The 18,636-nt window shown below is 36.7% G+C and carries 21 protein-coding genes; 8 read left to right on the top strand and 13 right to left on the bottom strand.

All coding sequences use genetic code 11. The features are described 5' to 3' along the window. Complete coding sequence (locus CH354_RS15130) at window positions 1–726, top strand: hypothetical protein (protein ID WP_100727733.1); 726 nt, start codon at window positions 1–3, stop codon at window positions 724–726. Here CH354_RS15130 and CH354_RS15125 read toward each other — a convergent pair. Genes CH354_RS15125 through CH354_RS15095 form a run of 7 tightly spaced genes read right to left on the bottom strand, consistent with a single transcriptional unit; the run spans window position 723 to window position 7,952 of the window. Further along, a complete protein-coding gene (locus CH354_RS15125) occupies window positions 723–1,061 on the bottom strand; it encodes a nucleotide pyrophosphohydrolase (protein ID WP_100727732.1) in 339 nt (112 codons plus the stop codon). The genes CH354_RS15130 and CH354_RS15125 overlap by 4 nt on opposite strands. Continuing rightward, window positions 1,048–2,193 carry a hypothetical protein gene (locus CH354_RS15120; RefSeq protein WP_100728955.1) on the bottom strand — a complete coding sequence of 382 codons (1,146 nt, stop codon included), beginning with the start codon at window positions 2,191–2,193 and terminating at the stop codon, window positions 1,048–1,050. The genes CH354_RS15125 and CH354_RS15120 overlap by 14 nt, the downstream gene beginning before the upstream one ends. 2 nt (window positions 2,194–2,195) lie before the next feature. Next, entirely contained in the window at window positions 2,196–3,692 is a 1,497-nt protein-coding gene (locus CH354_RS15115) for an MBOAT family O-acyltransferase (protein ID WP_100727730.1), read from the bottom strand. Window positions 3,693–3,701: 9 nt separating this feature from the next. Beyond that, window positions 3,702–4,988, bottom strand: coding sequence for a hypothetical protein (locus tag CH354_RS15110; protein ID WP_100727729.1), 1,287 nt, complete (start codon window positions 4,986–4,988; stop codon window positions 3,702–3,704). Between the two features lie 15 nt (window positions 4,989–5,003). Continuing rightward, entirely contained in the window at window positions 5,004–5,591 is a 588-nt protein-coding gene (locus CH354_RS15105; protein WP_100727728.1) for an LIMLP_18675 family protein, read from the bottom strand. Then, window positions 5,588–6,682 carry a glycosyltransferase family 4 protein gene (locus CH354_RS15100; RefSeq protein WP_207762715.1) on the bottom strand — a complete coding sequence of 365 codons (1,095 nt, stop codon included), beginning with the start codon at window positions 6,680–6,682 and terminating at the stop codon, window positions 5,588–5,590. Before CH354_RS15100 ends, CH354_RS15105 begins: the two co-directional genes overlap by 4 nt. After that, window positions 6,660–7,952 (bottom strand): glycosyltransferase family 87 protein, encoded by a 1,293-nt coding sequence (locus CH354_RS15095; RefSeq protein ID WP_100727727.1) that lies wholly within the window; start codon window positions 7,950–7,952, stop codon window positions 6,660–6,662. Before CH354_RS15095 ends, CH354_RS15100 begins: the two co-directional genes overlap by 23 nt. Window positions 7,953–8,015: 63 nt before the next feature. Here CH354_RS15095 and queA point away from each other — a divergent pair, with 63 nt between their 5' ends. From queA to pnuC, 7 genes are all read left to right on the top strand, one after another. Continuing rightward, entirely contained in the window at window positions 8,016–9,056 is a 1,041-nt protein-coding gene (gene queA, locus CH354_RS15090) for a tRNA preQ1(34) S-adenosylmethionine ribosyltransferase-isomerase QueA (RefSeq protein WP_100721496.1), read from the top strand. A 52-nt stretch (window positions 9,057–9,108) separates the two neighbouring features. After that, window positions 9,109–10,128, top strand: coding sequence for a hypothetical protein (locus CH354_RS15085; RefSeq protein WP_100727726.1), 1,020 nt, complete (start codon window positions 9,109–9,111; stop codon window positions 10,126–10,128). Beyond that, complete coding sequence (locus tag CH354_RS15080; protein WP_100721499.1) at window positions 10,088–10,618, top strand: FlgO family outer membrane protein; 531 nt, start codon at window positions 10,088–10,090, stop codon at window positions 10,616–10,618. The genes CH354_RS15085 and CH354_RS15080 overlap by 41 nt, the downstream gene beginning before the upstream one ends. A 109-nt stretch (window positions 10,619–10,727) precedes the next feature. Next, complete coding sequence (locus CH354_RS15075) at window positions 10,728–12,983, top strand: aconitate hydratase (protein WP_100727725.1); 2,256 nt, start codon at window positions 10,728–10,730, stop codon at window positions 12,981–12,983. Window positions 12,984–13,035: 52 nt separating this feature from the next. Beyond that, a complete protein-coding gene (locus CH354_RS15070; RefSeq protein ID WP_100727724.1) occupies window positions 13,036–14,241 on the top strand; it encodes a hypothetical protein in 1,206 nt (401 codons plus the stop codon). Further along, on the top strand, window positions 14,241–14,918 hold the full coding sequence (locus CH354_RS15065; RefSeq protein WP_100727723.1) for a class I SAM-dependent methyltransferase: 678 nt from the start codon (window positions 14,241–14,243) through the stop codon (window positions 14,916–14,918). The genes CH354_RS15070 and CH354_RS15065 overlap by 1 nt, the downstream gene beginning before the upstream one ends. Before the next feature lie 43 nt (window positions 14,919–14,961). After that, complete coding sequence (gene pnuC, locus CH354_RS15060) at window positions 14,962–15,639, top strand: nicotinamide riboside transporter PnuC (protein ID WP_100727722.1); 678 nt, start codon at window positions 14,962–14,964, stop codon at window positions 15,637–15,639. A 68-nt stretch (window positions 15,640–15,707) separates the two neighbouring features. Here pnuC and CH354_RS15055 read toward each other — a convergent pair whose 3' ends face one another. The 6 genes from CH354_RS15055 to CH354_RS15030 form a co-directional block, all read right to left on the bottom strand. Then, entirely contained in the window at window positions 15,708–16,085 is a 378-nt protein-coding gene (locus CH354_RS15055) for a DoxX family protein (protein ID WP_100727721.1), read from the bottom strand. A 97-nt stretch (window positions 16,086–16,182) separates the two neighbouring features. Beyond that, on the bottom strand, window positions 16,183–16,785 hold the full coding sequence (locus CH354_RS15050; RefSeq protein ID WP_100727720.1) for a YdeI/OmpD-associated family protein: 603 nt from the start codon (window positions 16,783–16,785) through the stop codon (window positions 16,183–16,185). Between the two features lie 31 nt (window positions 16,786–16,816). Next, window positions 16,817–17,278, bottom strand: coding sequence for an SRPBCC family protein (locus CH354_RS15045; RefSeq protein WP_100727719.1), 462 nt, complete (start codon window positions 17,276–17,278; stop codon window positions 16,817–16,819). Window positions 17,279–17,336: 58 nt separating this feature from the next. Then, on the bottom strand, window positions 17,337–17,660 hold the full coding sequence (locus tag CH354_RS15040) for an ArsR/SmtB family transcription factor (protein ID WP_100727718.1): 324 nt from the start codon (window positions 17,658–17,660) through the stop codon (window positions 17,337–17,339). A gap of 353 nt (window positions 17,661–18,013) precedes the next feature. After that, window positions 18,014–18,343 (bottom strand): divalent-cation tolerance protein CutA, encoded by a 330-nt coding sequence (gene cutA, locus CH354_RS15035; protein WP_100727716.1) that lies wholly within the window; start codon window positions 18,341–18,343, stop codon window positions 18,014–18,016. A gap of 46 nt (window positions 18,344–18,389) precedes the next feature. Next, window positions 18,390–18,635: a hypothetical protein gene (locus CH354_RS15030; protein WP_100727715.1), complete on the bottom strand. Its 246-nt coding sequence runs from the start codon at window positions 18,633–18,635 to the stop codon at window positions 18,390–18,392. Window position 18,636: the final 1 nt, after the last annotated feature.

The raw sequence follows: 18,636 nt of genomic DNA, 5'->3' as shown, positions 1-18,636 counted from the left end.
ATGCCACATGACAATGGACAAATTTACGGTTCATTTAAAAAGATTTGTATACCTGAAGTTTTGCTTCCAATGGAAGCAAGTGAACTAAGACCAAAATTATTAGAGTTAAAATCTGATTGGGAAAATAACAAACTCACTGGTAGTGAAGTTTCCTATCAAATTGTATTATTATATTTAGAAAAAAGGGTCAAACGACATCCATTTCTCAGAATGGGACAAAAACTTCCAAATCGTGATTCTTCAAAAGATTTTTTAGAAGTGGTTAGGTTTTATGGAATGCCGGATACGGTTCGGCATGCACTTTGGAAATGGAGTCGATCTGAATGGAACATACAACTCATAGATTATAATCCAACCTCTTTGGAAATGTTGGAATCCCAGAGTAAAGGAATTCGTTTTGCAACGATTAGTTGGGATGATGCCTTGACTGGCACATTGGTGGAAGGAAAAAGAGATGCTTTCGAACATCTACTTCACGATTTAGCACATGCATATATGTTTTTTCGTGAAGACTATGATTTTATTGGCCAAACAAAATTTTTCCAAATTATGTTGGATGGGTATGATGACTATAAATCTTACTTAGAACACGATCAAAGATTTAAACAAAAATTCGAATACTGTATATCCGACATGAATTCTCATCCAGCTCATTTATCTGCGTATTGGAATGCAATTCGTAGGGAAGCTGGAATTCCTGTGTTAGAATTAGAAACCAAGTTTTAAAGTTTTGGATTATTTTTATGGCGATTTAAATCACGTTTCGTGTTTTTTTGAATGGTTGATGTGATTACATCTTGAAGAGAAATCCCCATTTGATTAGCAAGGCAAGTTAAAACAAATAAAATGTCTCCAATTTCACTTGGGATTTGTTCTGCAGATTCACCTGACTTGAACGATTGGTCACCATACTTTCTAGCCATCAATCGAGATAATTCACCCACTTCTTCAACAAGAATTGCTAAATTTGTGAGTTCAGAAAAATAACGAACACCAATGGTTTGTATCCAATCGTTTACTTCGTTTTGTAACTGATTGAGAGTGATATCATTTTGATCCAAGTTTTTTCTCCAATTCTTTGGAAAGAATATTTGAAAATTCAATCATACCTTGTTGGTTCAAGTGAATCAAGTCAAAACAGAATTGTCCATTTTTGTCACCTAACGAATCTTGTAAGTCCATTTCATCAAGTGTTTGATGTCCTTTTAGAGCTTCTGACAGTCCATCTTTCCAAACTTTCATTCTTCCTTCGTTATTCACTTTACGTATAACGTCTGAATAAGGAGCAAAAACATTGATGATGTGAATCTTTCGATTCCCAATAAAATCATACATTTTCGTTAGCCTTCGAAAATAACGTTTTGTATCTTCAGTAGCATCAGAATCTTTAGGAACAATACTTGCGATCCCACAAGTTTCAAACAACATCCTTCGGTGATCAGGATTCGAACCTTTTGGAATATCAATGGGTAAGTGTAGTGCAAGTCGGTTCATACAATCTTCAACACTTGTAAGATTGTATTCATCAATCGATTCAGGATGGTCATTCTCATAATCCCAAGGATTTTCATTTGGATTTTTATTTTTGCGTGAAATCGCTTTTAGGCGTTCATTGAAATTAATTACAAAATCAGACATATCTTTTCGATATGCTACTGATTTAGAAATTAAATACAGATAATTCGAAAAATTTAATTGGTATTCAAAATCTAAGACAGTTGGGATCGCTTTAAAATTTCCGAGTTCGGACAACATGGCAAGGGTTGGGTCTACTACATAATTGCGATCTACCCAAGGCATGCCAGGTTCCATGACATGAAGAATGATTTTAACATTAGGGAATTGGTCTAAGTATTCTTCCAAAATACGATGTTGGACCACTAATTCTGATCCTCTGACTGCAATGGATTGTGTTTTCCATCCTAATTTTTTCAAGTTCTCATTGAGAATACGAATGCTGATACCTTCGAAGGCTACAGATGTTCCCACAATCAGTATATCCGGATTTAGAACTTCCCTTTTGGATACAACATGTTCCGTAACTCGATTGATGTTGGATGCATAAGAATTTTTTTTCAAAAAGGGTTTGTAAAATCCCAGTTGTAATATGAGTTCAAATAACAGAAGAAAAACAAAAACAGTAATGATCTTCTTATCTTTTAAAAAATGGAATGTTTCTTTTAGTAAGTTCATAATTAAAATTGAAAGTAGAGGAAGTTCTGACTTTCTGTTACTCCAAATAATAGTAAAAGTAATAGATTCACGATAACAAAAATTGAATATTTCATCCAACTGCCCGTTAGTAAAGTTGGGATTTGTCTCTTAGAGAAAATGTAACTTGCAGTAAAACAAATGACTAACAGTATCCCAAATCGATAATTCATCCATCGTGTAACGGGAACTCCTGAATCGTTGATAAATAACAAAGCTTTCATCATCGGAATTGCTTTTTCCATTGTCTCTGCTCTAAACATGATAAAACCAAATGCTAAACAAAACATGGTAAATACCCGAGAGAATAGTTCGTATGATTTTCCACCTTTTTCATTTAAGAATTTTGAAACAGGGGTATCACCGTAGAACTTATGAGTAAGTAACATAGTTCCTTGCCATAATCCCCATCCCACATAATGATAAGCAGCACCATGCCACAATCCTGCAAATAACCAAGTGATCATGATATTTCTGATATACATTATGACACTCACCCGAGAACCACCTAACGGAATGTAGATGTAGTCACGAATCCATGTTGAAAAAGAAATATGCCAACGTGACCAATGGTCCGCAATATTCTTACATGACATTGGGAAGTTGAAATTTGCATTAAATTGGAATCCGAACAAACGAGCAACTCCGATGGCGATATCAGTATAACCCGCAAAATCAAAATAGATTTGCCATCCAAATGCCAATGCGCCAGTCCAAATCTCGATGGAATTTAGATTTTGATAGTTTGCAAAAGTCGAATCAACAACCTTAGCTAGGTTATCAGCAAATACAATTTTTCTCGTAAATCCTATTAGAATCAAAGCAAAGGCGGCTTCAATATGTTCTTTATGGACACTGAGTCGATAATCTAAATCACGGAAAAAAGTTTCGGCGCGAACGATTGGACCAGCAACCAATTGAGGAAAAAAAGCCACATATAATGCAAAATCTAAAAAAGATTTGCGAGCTTCAATTTTACGATTGTAAACATCAATCGTGTAACTCATAGATTGGAATGTATAAAAGGAGATTCCAACTGGTAAGATGATGTTTTGTTTTTCGAATTGAAAGGAACCTAATAAGTGGATATCATTTATCACACCTAATAAAAAATCGGTGTATTTGAAAAAACCAAGTGTTCCAATGTTAACAACCAGAGATAAAACAAGTAACCATCCTCGTTTGGAATCACCATCTTGTTTTGATTCAATCGCTCTTGCTGCAAAATAGTCGATGAAAGTTGAGAATACTAAAATAAATACATATGGATTGATTTTTAGATCACAATACATTCTGTCTGAGAAGTATTTTAATCCACTGTCTGCCATCGCCGAACATGAAATTGACGATGGTTGCCATGCCATGTAAAAATAATAACTGGCAAGTAAGAAGAATAACCTTTGCCATCTATTTTTTAGTATATTACCAATGATAATGGTTATAAAAAAGAAGACTAAAAATTCGAGTGAGTTGAATAACATAATGGATACCTATCTGTAAATGGATTCTTCCGCTAATTTTTCGACAGGTCCCTGGATTCCTTCTGTATAACCAAACTTTGGTCCAATGGATCTAGGTAATGTTGAAAAAGTGAAGTTTGTTAAGAAATAGAAAATGAAAAGAAAAGAGTAAGACACATGCAAAATTGCATTTGAGAATTTTGGTAAAACTTTGATTTGGAAGGAACTTAGGATATATGAATTTAGAATCCAAAGGCCAATGATAGTACCAACCCAAAATTCAAAAAAATAACCTTCCCACCAAGTATAAAATCCAATGGAAGGAACTAACCAAAAGAATAGAATTAAAATTTCTTGTTTGAATTTTGTCCACATTGTACGGAAATTCAAAATTCCTAAACTCAAACTAAAAATCCAGAACAAAAGATTTAAATTGTAGGGTAGGTGTTTTGGATTTTGGAAATCAAAAAGATTCACTCTTAATTTTGGAATTACATTTTGGAAAACGAGGAATGCATCTCCGATCCCTCGATAAAAGTACAATACATAATTTTTGTCCTCTCCTAGGCTTGTTCCCCAACGATTAATGGCTGCATACAAGAACATCCAAAATGAAAAATGTTTTTCATCAATTGGACCTAAACCACGTTTTAAGATGATGAATCCCACAAATAAATAGGAAATGATGGTTGCAGCGCCTAAACAAGTTAAGTAGATGAAAATAATTCTTAATTTTTTGCCGAGACTTCGGTTGGGAGACAAAAAGATTGCCATTGGCACCATTCCAAAATGGATCACATTAGATTGGTGGAAGTAAATGGAAAAAAGTTGAATCAACCACAAAATGGCTAAGTGTTTTTGATTTAATCCCTTTCGTAAGAAGTAAATGGTAAATAAGAATAATAAAGCCATCAAACAAGAATGGATGAGTGGCGTATCGTTGTGCAAACTGTAAAACCAAAATGCTTGGCTCACTTGGATGACCATCGCAAGTACGACAGCAAGAAAAAAATCTTTGTATAATTTATAATAAATCCAAATGAAAACACCCAAGAAAAAAAGAGAAAATGTCAATATTCTCAATCTTAAAAAAAACATAATGTCTGTTGTTGGGTAAATGGATCGTATCATTTTCCAATACAATAAACCGGAGGATTCAAATCCGAGATGGTGTGGGTTAAAAAAGGCAGATTCAATCCTATCTTTTTGGATGTTGAGTGCGTATACACATGAATCCCAATCAAAGGCTCTCGATAAAAACCTAAGGTGGAATAAAAACAGTCCTAAAAGGAGTAGGATAATAAAAAGTTTTTTCAAACTGAGTTTGCCTTCTTATCTTTTTAACAATCGATTGATGATGGTTTTATTTTTTTTATATGGGAAAAAATAAGGCGATGAAAAGATCTCTTTCCCATCTTTTTTCCAAACCATTCGATTGAGTCCTAAAAAATCTATTAGTCCTCCATGTTCATATGATAACGATAGACCTTCTGCATTTAACTGGTATTGGTTGAGTTTTTTGCCAAGTCCAGAATGGCCGATTTGCCAAACTTCGTTTTTGACAATGACAGTGCGCACATTCCACTTTGAAAGCAATCGACTAATATCAATTAATAGAGAAATGGAAATATAAAAGTAAACGAAAGCAGATAAATAGTGGTAATACCTGAGTTCATCTAAAAATGGGATTTTTAAAACTTTTGTGATTTCTAATACCCCAACAAACCAAAAGAAAAAATTTCCAAGGTAATGGATGTAAGGTAGGCTGAAATAAAAGAAGAGTGAAACACCTACAATCAAAACAAGAGATGGGATTGGATTTGTATACAATTCATCATAAAGTGAAGTACCAAAATAGATTGATTCTTTTTTGGATTTGTATTCTTTCCATTTTGAAAATAATCGTAGGATGGGTTTCATAAAAATAGTACCTCTTCAATTTTTTTAGCGGTTTCTTGCCATGTCCACTTCTTTGTTGGGAATATTGGCATTCTTTCTTTGGTGTTACCAGACATGATATGAAATGCATTTGCCCAAGCATTTGTATCTTTAGTAGGTATATATAAATCACACTGATCAGATAAAATTTCTTTGAAGACAGGAATGTCAGACGCAACACAACGTTTGCCTTCTAACATTGCTTCTAGTAGTGGAAGGCCGAAACCTTCATGTAAAGATGGGAAAAAAAATGCCTTACATGATTGGAAAGCAGAAGCCAAAGTGTTTTCATCTGGTTTTTCTATGAATTGGATTCCTTTGGCTTTAATCTCTGGATCATTTAACTTTTGGTACAGCAAATCACCTTCTTCTCCCCAACCTTTTCTTCCCATGATCAGGAGAGAATTTTTATCTTTTGGATATTTGGTTTTGAATTGTATAAATGCATCCACCAATCGATTGATATTTTTTCTCGGTTCTAATGTTCCCACTGTTAGGAAAAAATCTTTTGGGAATTTGATTTTTAAATTAGATCGGTTGGTTTTGATTTTTGTCACGCCAGGGTAAACAACAATGCATTTGTCTTTGCAGTTGGGCCGAAATTGAATGATTTCTTCTTTCGTGTTTTTGGATAAACAAAAAATAATATCAGCATTTTTTAATGTGATAGGAGATAACAATTTATGTTGCCAATAATTCCATTTCGCCATGGTTTCTGGAGCGGAAATAAAATTGAGATCATGGTAGTTTACGTAACTAGGAATTGGTAATTTAAAGATTGGCAACATTTGAATGGTGCCCCAAAATACTTCGATTTTGTTTTGTTTCAGCCTCTTTGGTAAAATGAAATTTAAATAGAGTGGGCCTGGGATAGATTTTGGTTCAACCACCAAATGTACGTTTGGGTATATTAAATCATTAAAAACAACATGGATGGGTTTGTTGCTAAAAAAATAAAATTCTTTGTCTTTATGTTTTGGTATGATTACCTTTAGGACTTCCGCCAAATAACGAGAATTCCCGGTAATGCCATAAGCAAGTGGTCTGGCATCAATTCCGATTTTTGTTTTCATTGAGTGCAAACCTAACAATATAAAAATACAACAAACTTGTAGAATAAAAAAGAATGGAAAACATGGAAAGGAAGGATTCGACTTTTTGACCGACAAAGGTTCTATGACTGAAAATTGGTAAACATAATACCAAAATTAAAAAATACAATTCCTTCGTTTCCATCTGCGTTGAAAAAACTTTGTTAAGTATAAAATAAACTGGGACCAAACAAATGATATAACTATGGATCCAACTGATCCCGCTAAAAAGAGCAGAGATTAAAAATAACAAAGAGATGATTGTCCATTTTTGGTTTGGTTTTCTCCACAAAATCAGTAATGGAATTCCATAAACAAAAATGAAAACCAATTGGATCAGTTTGAGAACAGAAACGGAAAGGTTTAAAAAAGGTAATCCGTAAGTAGGTTGGTTGATGAAATCAGCACCTGAAACAAAATACTTCGCAAGTGTTGAACTCAATGATTGGTTGTTTTTCCAGGAACGTAGTAGTGGATTGTTTAAAGCATTCCCAAGAATTTCAGTCATCCATTCTTTGGACATCTGGATTGTATAATCCCAATGATAAACCAATGGAAGGACATTCCATAGAACCAAACCAATCAAAAACCAGAAAATCCGACTGTATTTTTTTTCATAAACAAAAACAAAAAGAAAAACAAGGGGAGTGATTTTGATGCTCACTGCTAGTGCAAGTAAGAACCCACCTAAAAAATGATTTTTAACCAAAATAGATACCAATACAAGTAGTATGAGAAGGATCCCAACTTGGTTGTTTTGGATATGACTCTCAATGAATCGAAAATTAAAAAGGATCGTGAGGATTAGAATTAAATAGGGGAACTTTGTTCTTTGGAGATTTAACTCTTTGTTTTGAAAAAGAAGGTATACTAAGATAAGTAACGAAATCCAACTTAAAATCTCAAATGTAAGAGCAGCATTTGGTTCTGATAAGTAAGTGATCGGGATGAGTAAAAAGGAAAAAACGGGAGGGTAAATGTAGGTTGCCGTTTCATTTTGAAGGGCTAAGAGTAGGGGAAGATTTTCAGGCCGAAATAAATCTTCTGCTGTTTTGATTTTGGATTGGAGGTCAAAAGCAACATCGAATCGGTATAAATTATCTCCTGTGGCCCATCGTTCACTCGCATGGTAATAGTCCAAAAAATCAGATTTTTGGTGGGAACGATTCACTGAGGTGACTAAAAGGAACAAAAAAAGAACAGTGAGGATCCATTTCCCCTGTCTTTCCATTGGTTCTAAAAATTTCCACATAGTTCTCCTACCATTCCCAATATTTCTGGTTAATTGACAAGGTTTTCCTAAGGTGATTCCAAGATGGATTTTTTAGAAGAATTTGATTTTCATTTACCAGAAGAACAAATTGCTCGTTTCCCTGCTAAAAATCGAGATGAATCGAGGTTACTCCTTGTGGATCAATCGAAGGAATCATTTTGGGAGGCACCACATTTTCGCAACATCGGACAATGGTTACTCCCTGGTGATGTTTTAGTATTTAATGATACAAAAGTTTCGTATCGAAGAGTTTTTTTACAAGTGGAATCAGGGAGAATTCACGAATCCATTTTTTTGGAAACAGTGGATGATTCTTCGTTCGTTTGGACATGTATACTCAAAAATAGGGCAAAATTAAAGTTAGGTGATATCTTATGTCCTGTGGGATTCCCAAATTTTCAATTTCGTTATGATGGGAAAGAGGAAGAATTATCGTTACTTGTATCCGACAAAGAAATTTCAGATTCAGACTTTGAGATTTTTGGAACAATTCCAATCCCTCCCTATTTAAAACGAAAGGTCATTGAAGAAGATAAAATACGATACCAAACCATCTTTGCAAAAAAATCAGGTTCTGTTGCAGCGCCAACTGCGGGCCTTCATTTTACAGATACCTTAAAAGAGGAACTTGTCAAACAGGGAATTGAATTTGTACCAGTGAATCTCCAAGTAGGTTATGGGACATTCCGTCCATTGACCGCCGAACAATGGCAAACTAAAACCTTACACAAAGAGAAATATGAGATCACGGAAGAAACAGCGAATCGATTGAACCGCGCAAAAAAAGAAGGCCGTCGTATCATTGCCATCGGAACTACGTCTCTTCGTGTACTCGAAACTGTATTTGATTCTCAACAACAGAAATATAAGGTAGGTTTGGGTCAAACTGACATATTTTTGTCGCCAGGTGACAACATTAAATCCGTACAAGGACTGATCACAAACTTTCATTTACCAAAATCGAGTTTGTTATTACTCGTAAGTGCCTTTGCAAATAGTCGACTCGTGATGAATGTTTACCGGTATGCATTACAGAACCATTTTCGTTTTTACTCATATGGTGACTCTATGTTCTTATTTTAAAAATAGGTTTACATTCACTTTGGATTAGGAAATATGTTGATACAGTTTCTTTATGAACTCCCCTCAAGCTTCTGTTTTTGTTTCACTCATTTCTGGCTTTGGTCTTCTTGCAGTGGTCACTTTGACACCCATCCAAGAAAACCAAGTCAAAAAATTGGAAAACGCAACAAAACTGTCGTTAGCTGAAAAAAAAACTCTAAATTCTCAGACTGAATCTAATCCAAGTTTTTCCTATGCAAAACAATCTGAATTTTCAAGAGTCCCACGTGAGACCCTAGTATCTTTTTCACTAGAAACTCCTGCTGTTTCCTTTCGTCGCGGGGTTAAACGTAGCAATTTTTCTTACTCTTATTCGCGAATCGATTCTGATTTTTCTCCTGCCTTGTATTCGGCACTGGATGCAAAACAAAGTGGAGAACCCTCTTTATCTCAATTCATTTTAAATGCGCCATTGAACCCATCTGCGAGTTTGATTTTCCGCCAACTGGAAGCAAACAAACGTACGTTATATGATCCAAAATTACTTTTTGAATACCAAGGAAATTTTTCTGCCTCTCCCTTTCTTAAAGTACAAACTTCAGTTTATAATGTAAAAACAGATAACCCAGTGGTCTCGAGTGGAATTGATGGTGGTAAATTTTCTTTTTTTTTCGGCAGTGACAAAATCCAACTGAACCTTCGTTATAATTATGTGAACCAAAGACCAAATGCGTCCAATGGCCAACTTAGTTTTATTCCAGCACAAGACATTGCTTCACTCGGATTCATTTTCTTTTTGGGACCGAGCAAGAATTATTCACTCTATGTTGGTAACCAAATTTTTAATGTTTTTAATGACCCCTTGTTACAAGTGAGAGACCAAAATGGTCGTTCCCCCGAAACATTTTCGGCATCGTTTCGTGGGAAACACCCAGGCAAACTCAAAACTACTTTTTTTCTCAATTTTCAAAATCAATTTTATAAAGACGGTATGCTAGTAGGGGTTCCAGGTGGATATATGGTTGGGAATGCATTTAATGGGAAATCGTTTTATGAATATGTTACCTCACTTGGAATGGAAGTTGCGTTTTAATTTTATCCTTGTTTGTTTGATTTTAATTCCACTTAGCTCTTGTTATCTGGGAGAGGAAAGGGAATCCAAACCAAAAAAACCAACCACTCCTCCATTAGAACAACTTGCCACTTCTTTATCAGAGAAAGGATTTTATTTCCAACCAGAAAGACTTGTTGTCCTGACATTCCTAGACAATGAAGGGAAAAAAAGTCCCTATGGAGAAATCCTAGCAGAAAAACTCACTACGGAACTCGTGAAAAGAGACCGCTTTCAAATTTTAGATCGTTTGGCAAACCAAAAGGTATTAAAAGAAGCTGGCCTTAGTTTGGATTCTCCCACTGACACTGCCACCTTGCGTAAAATAGGTGAGGTTCTGAAACTAGATGTCATCATCACAGGAATTGTTACTCCTTACCAAGACGGAGTTTTTGTGAATACAAGGCTTATTGAAATCAAAACAGGTCTCATCCTAAAAGCGGATGAAGTTTATGTCCGAATTGACGGTTGATGCCCTTTCATTTCCCTAAAAGAACCAATTTTACTGATTTTAGCTTCTGTAGTTTAATTTTCGATTGATTCCCTTTTTTCCTACGGTCTGATAGGTATAAGAGGTTCAGATGGCATTTGATATAGAAATGATCGCGGCTCGTTATTCCAAAATGGAAGCGGCCATCACACAAGCCAGGAAGATTGTGGGTCGACCCCTCACTCTCACAGAGAAGATTTTATACAACCACCTTTGGGACGGAAATCCTACCAAAAGTTTTGGACGTGGTGCGGATTATGTTGACTTTGCTCCAGACCGAGTGGCGATGCAAGATGCAACAGCACAGATGGCCCTTTTGCAGTTTATGCAAGCAGGCCGAAAAAAAGTGGCAGTGCCTTCAACAGTACACTGTGACCACTTAATTACAGCAAAAGAAGAATCAGGCAAAGACCTTGGCATTGCTGTTACAGAGAACAAAGAAGTTTATGATTTTTTATCTTCCGTTTCCAATAAATACGGAATTGGTTTTTGGAAACCAGGTGCTGGGATCATCCACCAAGTTGTTTTAGAAAACTACGCATTCCCTGGTGGGATGATGATTGGAACTGACTCCCATACAGTGAACGCTGGTGGACTTGGGATGGTTGCAATCGGAGTTGGTGGGGCTGACGCTTGTGATGTGATGGCTGGACTCCCTTGGGAGCTCAAATGGCCAAAAGCAATTGGTGTCAAACTTACAGGTAAACTCAATGGTTGGACTTCTGCAAAAGACGTTATCTTAAAAGTGGCAGGGATCCTCACAGTCAAAGGGGGAACAGGTGCCATCGTAGAATACTTTGGTCCAGGTGCAGAAGCTCTTTCTTGTACAGGGAAAGGTACAATTTGTAACATGGGTGCTGAAATTGGAGCAACCACTTCCACATTTGGATATGATGCTTCTATGGAACGTTACTTACGTTCTACGAACAGAGCTGATGTGGCAGATCTTGCCAACAAATACAAAGCACACTTAACCGCTGACCCAGAAGTGTATGCTGACCCGGCAAAGTACTTTGACCAAGTGATCGAAATTGACCTCGACACACTTGAGCCATACGTAAATGGTCCTTTCACTCCAGACCTTGCGACTCCGATTTCCAAAATGAAAGAAGAAGCAGCAAAGAATGGATGGCCACTCAAAGTAGAAGTGGGTCTTATCGGATCTTGTACAAACTCATCGTATGAAGACATCTCTCGTGCGGCTTCCCTTGCCAAACAAGTGGCTTCTAAAGGTCTCAAAACCAAAGCAGAATTTACCATCACACCAGGTTCGGAACTTGTACGTTACACGATTGCACGTGATGGATTTATCGATACCTTCCACAAAATTGGTGCAAAAGTATTTTCGAATGCTTGTGGACCTTGTATTGGGATGTGGTCACGAGTGGGAGCAGAGAAAAAAGAAAAGAACACCATTGTTCACTCTTTCAATCGTAACTTCCAAGCACGCCAAGACGGAAACCCAAATACTTATGCTTTTGTGGCATCTCCAGAAATCACAACAGCACTTGCCATTGCAGGAGATTTAGGTTTTAACCCACTCACTGACACCCTTGTGAATGAAAAAGGAGAGAAGGTAAAACTTGATCCTCCTACAGGAGAAGAACTTCCTAACAAAGGTTTTGCGGTTGAAGATGCAGGTTATGTAGCTCCAGCAGCTGATGGATCCGGTGTACAAGTGATTGTAGACCCAAGTTCCACTAGACTCCAACTCCTCGCTCCTTTCAAAGCTTGGGAAGGAACAGACCTAAAAGGATTAAAACTTCTCATCAAAGCCAAAGGGAAATGTACAACTGACCATATTTCCATGGCAGGTCCTTGGTTGAAATTCCGAGGTCACTTGGATAATATTTCCAATAACCTCCTCATTGGTGCGACAAACTTCTTCAATGGCAAAACCAATGAAGTGAAAAACCAAGTTTCCGGAAACTACGAACCTGTCCCTCAAACCCAAAGAGCTTACAAAGCACAAGGGATTGGGTCCATTGTGGTGGGAGATGAAAACTATGGGGAAGGTTCTTCCCGCGAACACGCAGCGATGGAACCAAGGCATTTAGGTGTAAGAGCAGTGCTTGTAAAATCGTTTGCTCGTATCCACGAAACAAACTTAAAAAAACAAGGGATGCTTGCACTTACGTTTGCCAACAAAGATGATTACGATAAAATCCAAGAAGACGATTCAATCGACATCATCGGTCTCACTTCTTTCCAAGAAGGAAAACCACTCAGTTTGGTTCTCAATCATAAAGATGGAAAAAAAGATGAGATCCAAGTGAACCATACTTACAATGCGCAACAAATCGAATGGTTCAAAGCAGGTGCTGCTTTGAATTTGATGAAAGCGTAAAAATCTCGATGAAACACTTGCCAGAGTCATTTCTGGCAAGTCCTTCCTTTTCATGCCAACTCCTAATTCCAAAAAACATATAAATTCAAATACCGAAACCAATCCAAAAAAATCGAAGGGCTCCGTTGTACAGGAGACAATAGACGAATCCATCGTATGGACAGGGGAAGCTTCCAACCAAACAAAAGCACAAAAAGAATTTAACGACGCTCTTCGCAAACACAAAGAAACTTTAGAACGTTCCAAAGAAATAGAACCTTTATTCCAATTGGTGAACGAAACGTACTTAAACGTGGTTTTACCAGAATTGAACAAACAGAAACAATTGGAGCGGGAACGATTTGAACTGATGTGTTCCATCTTAATTGAAGAAAAATTATCTTTTGGCAAAATGCAAAGAGAGTTTTTACGTCGGTATTTACTTGAGATGTGTAATGATAATTTGACAGAAGACCCAGAATTTTATACTCCATTTCGAGACCAGTTAGAAACCAAATTTGAAACATTAGAACGGATACGTTACAAAAAACAAATGGAATCCCGTATCAAACAAACCTTTGGAATGGATATTGATTTGGATGATTTTAATCGCACCCAATTTGATTCAGACGAGGAAAGGGAATCGCACGAAGAAAAGTACAGAGACTTTCGGGAGAAATACGAAGAATACAGAGCAGATTATTTTCGAAAATCAAAGTCAGGATTCAAAGACAAAAAAAAATCCAAAGCACAGATGGATAAAGAAAAAAAACAATTGGAAGCAGAACGGTTGTTAAGTACAGACATCAATACTTTGTTCAAAAATTTAGCGAAACTCATCCATCCCGACAAAGAACAAGATCCTATCTTACGCGAAAAAAAAGCGAAACTGATGACCAAACTCTCTGGTGCCAGGGATAATATGAATATTGCTGAAATTTTAGAAATCAAACTCCAAGTAGATGAACTCATTCCTAACCAACAAACAGATGTATCGTTCCATGATACATCGATCAAACGATTTGTTGGGATTATCAAATCAAAAATCCGTGAATTAGAAGATTCCATACGACAAAGATTTTTTTCTCATCCTCTCATGGCAGATTTCCCATCGAGTAAAATCACAAAAGAATCATTGGATGTATACTTAAAACGCGTGAAGTTAGACAACCAAATGGTGACAAAAGCCTACCAAAAAGAAGTGGATTTGTTATCCAAAGAACCAAAGTACATTAAAGAGATGATTAAGGAACTGCAGAGTTTAGGAGTTCAATTCTAATGAAAGGTTTTTTAAAACAGAAACAAGCAGGACTTGGTAAAAATGGGAAAGAATTTGGAAGTGAATACTGGTCCGAAATTTATGGGAATGGTCTAGATGTAGACGGCTCTTATAATGCCAGACAACATGCTGACTATCTAAAATCTCTTTTCCAACTCATGGAAATTCCTGTTTATAAAATGGCCGACTTTGGATTTGGGAAGGGGATTTTACTTCGTGAGATGGTAAAAACCTTTTCGCCTGTGAAAGTGTATGCAGTAGATGCATCAAAAGAGGCTTTTGAAGAACTCAAAAAAAAAGATTGGGTCAAACGTTCTGATAAATTTCATATTTACCATGAATCATTGGAAACATTGGTTTTACCAAAATTGGAGAAGGAACCAGTGGAACTTGGGATTTGTAATTCCGTGATCCAATACTTACCTGATAATCAAATTCCATCCGTTTTAGAAAAAATGGCAAAGTATTGTAATTATTTATATTTTACCGTTCCAACAAATGTTGATTATGCGGTAATGAAAGAAGAAATGTCATTTGTTGACCCATATGCTTTTTCTAGGACCAAACAAAAATATAGAAAGTGGATATCAAGAGACTTCGAAATAGTAGGTTACAATCTATTACAAAGCAAATGGCTTGGTGAAAAAGGTTTTAAAGAAGATTTTTTTCGGATCTAATCCGATTCTGATTTTGTGAAAGAGTGTTCCGGAATAAAATAGTATGACAGAAATTCATCTCTTGGAACAATATTTATCCTTAGATTATGCAATTTTTACCATCCTTGGTTATCCCTTATCGTTATTAGAATTTTTAGGTACAACATCGGGTCTTGTGTGTGTGTACTTAGCATCCAGGAATCATATCCTCACTTGGCCCATTGGAATATTTAATTCCATTTGTTTTCTCTTTTTATTTTTCCAAATTCAATTGTATTCGGATATGTTGTTACAGGTTTATTTTTTTGGATCCAGCATTTATGGTTGGATCATTTGGAGGAAACGAACAGGACAATTTACGAAGATTGTATCACTCGGGAGAAACAAAAACCTGTTTGTGATTTTCCTTTTGATTGTGGGGACCTTGGGTCTTGGTTTTTTTACAAAACACTTACCAGTTTGGTTCCCAAATTTGTTTGTCAAACCACCTGATTATTTGTATTGGGATGCGTTTACAACAGTCACAAGTATCATTGCCAATTTACTCTTAGCCCAAAGAAAATTAGAATCTTGGTTTTTATGGGTGTTAGTGGATATTGTTTGTATTGTTTTGTATTCTCTAAAGAATATTCCTTTTGTGACCATCGAATATGTGATTTTCCTACTCATTGCGTTTTATGGTTCGTGGCATTGGTACAAGGAGTACCGAGAGAATCAAAAATCGACTTCTCTATCGATATGATTCGAAAACGATCAAACAGATACTGTATCTAATTGTTTGATCGTTTAGTGGATTTGAATTCTTTTGGTTTAGACTTTGATTTTGCGATTTTCTGGTCGTAAGTACCATGAAATCACAGTTAAACTTAATAGTAACAAAGATGGTAGAACTTCCGTTATGGGATGACCACAAACGATGTGTGAAATTGCCGCCCCAGACATGGCAAAGAAAAATCCTGCATAGGCCCATTCTTTGAGAAGTAAAAATTTTGGAACCAGTACTGCGATGACTCCAAGTAATTTCCAAACCCCTAAAAGGGTAAGAAAGTAGGTTGGGTATCCCAATTGGTTTATTTTTTCCACTTCTTCAGGAAGTTTCAATAGTTGGACGATGGCTGTGGAACTCATACCCAGGGATAACCAAAGGGTAAAGAACCAATATAGAATTTTGTTTGTTTTCTCCGACATATATGGTCTCCTAAATAAAAAATATAATCTTCAATTTTGATGGTTTCGGTATCCCGAAACAAAACCTGGTCCATCTATGATGTCCATTGGTATCCCTTTAATCGTTTAATCCTTTTCCATTTAAGATATGTGGGATATGTTTTGTGATTCTTTCTTCTCTTGTTTCTTTTCGTTTTGCAGAATTAAAGAAGAGTAAGTACCCTCTTTGTCTACCTGGAGTTAACTCTGAAAATGCGGTCTGTAATTTTGGATTTTGTTCCAATATTCGTAAAAACTCTTCTGGCACTTCAAACTCAGAAGTTTTTTTCAAGATGGGTTTTTTCCCAGTTTTTTCCAACTCGATTGCATCTTTCATAAATGCCTTAATCGTATTTTTTGATTTTGTAATTTGTTCTGCTGATTGGAAACGCATTTGCCTCGCAGCTTGTACGTTTTTTGTTTGTTGGATGAGAATTTTTTTGGAGTCTTTTAATAATGCACCTTTGAAAAATAAAATCGCAACGTATTCTTTGAATCCATGTAATAAAAATACATTTTGACCATTCAATGTGTAACAAGGTTGCCCCCATTTGATTTCCTCAAGGAGTTTGCTTTCGAGTGCAATGGAACGTAGGATTTGGAATTCTTTTTTCCAAGATTTTACTCCATCAAAAAAAGAATTTGGGTTTTTGGTGTCAGTTTTTTTTGGTTTTGGTTCCATTTCGTATAACCTATATTATGAATTAATCCGTTTACTGTTTCGTAATTGCTTGCAATCGGTTGTGGGCCATATTGATCCCTTGGGCAAATGGCATCTTCAGTAGTTTGTCTCTTTGTTCCACCGATTGGAATACAATTTGCATTGTGAGTTTGGATTTGTTTTCGGAAATCTTTTGGAAGGTAAAAAATTCAAGTTGGATCGGAAATCCTGTATTTTCCATTTCAAAGGTTCTCACAAAACTTTGGTCCTCCACAAGTTTCAGTAACACTCCATTGGCTCGAAAGAGTACATTCCCTTCAGGAGATTTTGTTTCAAATACATAACTCCCGTGGTTTCGTTTTTCAAATTGGATTACCTTGTTTCCCATCCATTGTTCGATGAGTTCGGGTTCTGTATGTGCCTTAAAAACGAGAGAGGTTGGTAAATCAAACTCACGTTCAATCGTTAACTCTTGTTTGCCGTCTTCTGCGATCACTTTTGTTTTCAGTTCCATTCCTAGTTCCTTACTCCCAAACAATTTGAATTTTGCCCATTTTGATTCAACATGTGTACTATGCCTTTGGTTTAAAACCTTTCATTACGGATTCCAGTTTGTTAAACCTGTCGTCCCAGAGTTTACGGAAGGGTTCGATGAAATGGGCAATTTCTTTCATCTTATGTGGGTTTAGATGGTAGTACATCTCACGGCCAATGGGTTCACGTTGTAACAATTCACATTCGGTTAAAATGAGTAGGTGTTTGGAAATGGTAGGCCGTTTGGAATCAAATTGGGAAGCAATCGCTCCCGCAGTCATGGACTGGGTGGCCACAAGGAGGAGGATGGCCCGTCTTGTGGGATCTGCAATTGCCTGAAATACATCTCTTCGTAAATCCATTGTGTAGCCATTTGACTAATCAATTATATGTAGTCATTTGGCAACACAATTTTTGCCTGTTTCCAATGCTAAATTTGGAAAATACGTTTTATCTCTGCGCCAGGGAAACGGAGGGCTTGGTCAGAGGAGGCGAATGCCTCCGAGGACGGGAGCGAACGCGGACCCCGGAGTGGCCCGGTCGATTTTTGCGTAAAGTTGATTGTGAGAAAATTGAATCCGAGGCGCCCACAATAAAGAAAAAACATGTCGAGATTGTGAGCACCACAAAGGAACTGTCCCTCGTTTTCGAAAGAAAGAATTCAAAACGATAAAAGATGGGCTTAAATACGAAAGTACCCCCGTGGACTTTTTTGTTAGCTATTCTTTTTGATTTTGTCGGCAACAAACGCTTTGTAGGCGGAGCTACCAAAACTCACATCCATCCGAATGATTTCTGGTGCAATGTACGGATGGTGTTTCATGATATATGCTTCGATCGCATCATACTTGTCAGCTTTTGCTTTGAGTAAAATTTTGTTTTCGGTATCAACTGTGATTTTACCTTCCCAAAGGTAAACCAGTTCGACTTCAGGGAAAATGGTTCCTGAGACGATGATCCCTTGTTCCAACATTTCAGAGATTTGTTCTTCCGCCATGTCGCGGTCGCCTATTGTGGTAAATACTAAAATTTCTTCCGATGCCATGTTGTCCTACTGTTGGTACTAGGATCGGATGTGGAAGGGCAAATCCTTATTCTTTTGGTGTGTCCTTTTGCAAATAACTTTGGATTCCATCTTTGGCTTTGTCTAAAATGCCAGATTCACGAAGGCTACGAACCACTCTTTGCCAGAATTTAACTTTGCCTTCCAATTCGATCCAACCAAGTGTTAAGTCCATTCGTTTGATTTTGAGTAACATCCTTAATTCGGACAAAGTCATATCTTTTGGGTCTTTGTCGAGGTAACGGTTGTGGTCTTGGAAGGGGTTAAATACCATA

The sequence above is a fragment of the Leptospira levettii genome (assembly GCF_002812085.1).
Lineage (GTDB): Bacteria > Spirochaetota > Leptospiria > Leptospirales > Leptospiraceae > Leptospira_A > Leptospira_A levettii.
Note: the sequence above shows the minus strand (reverse complement) of the source record. Positions and strands in the feature narration are given on the sequence as shown.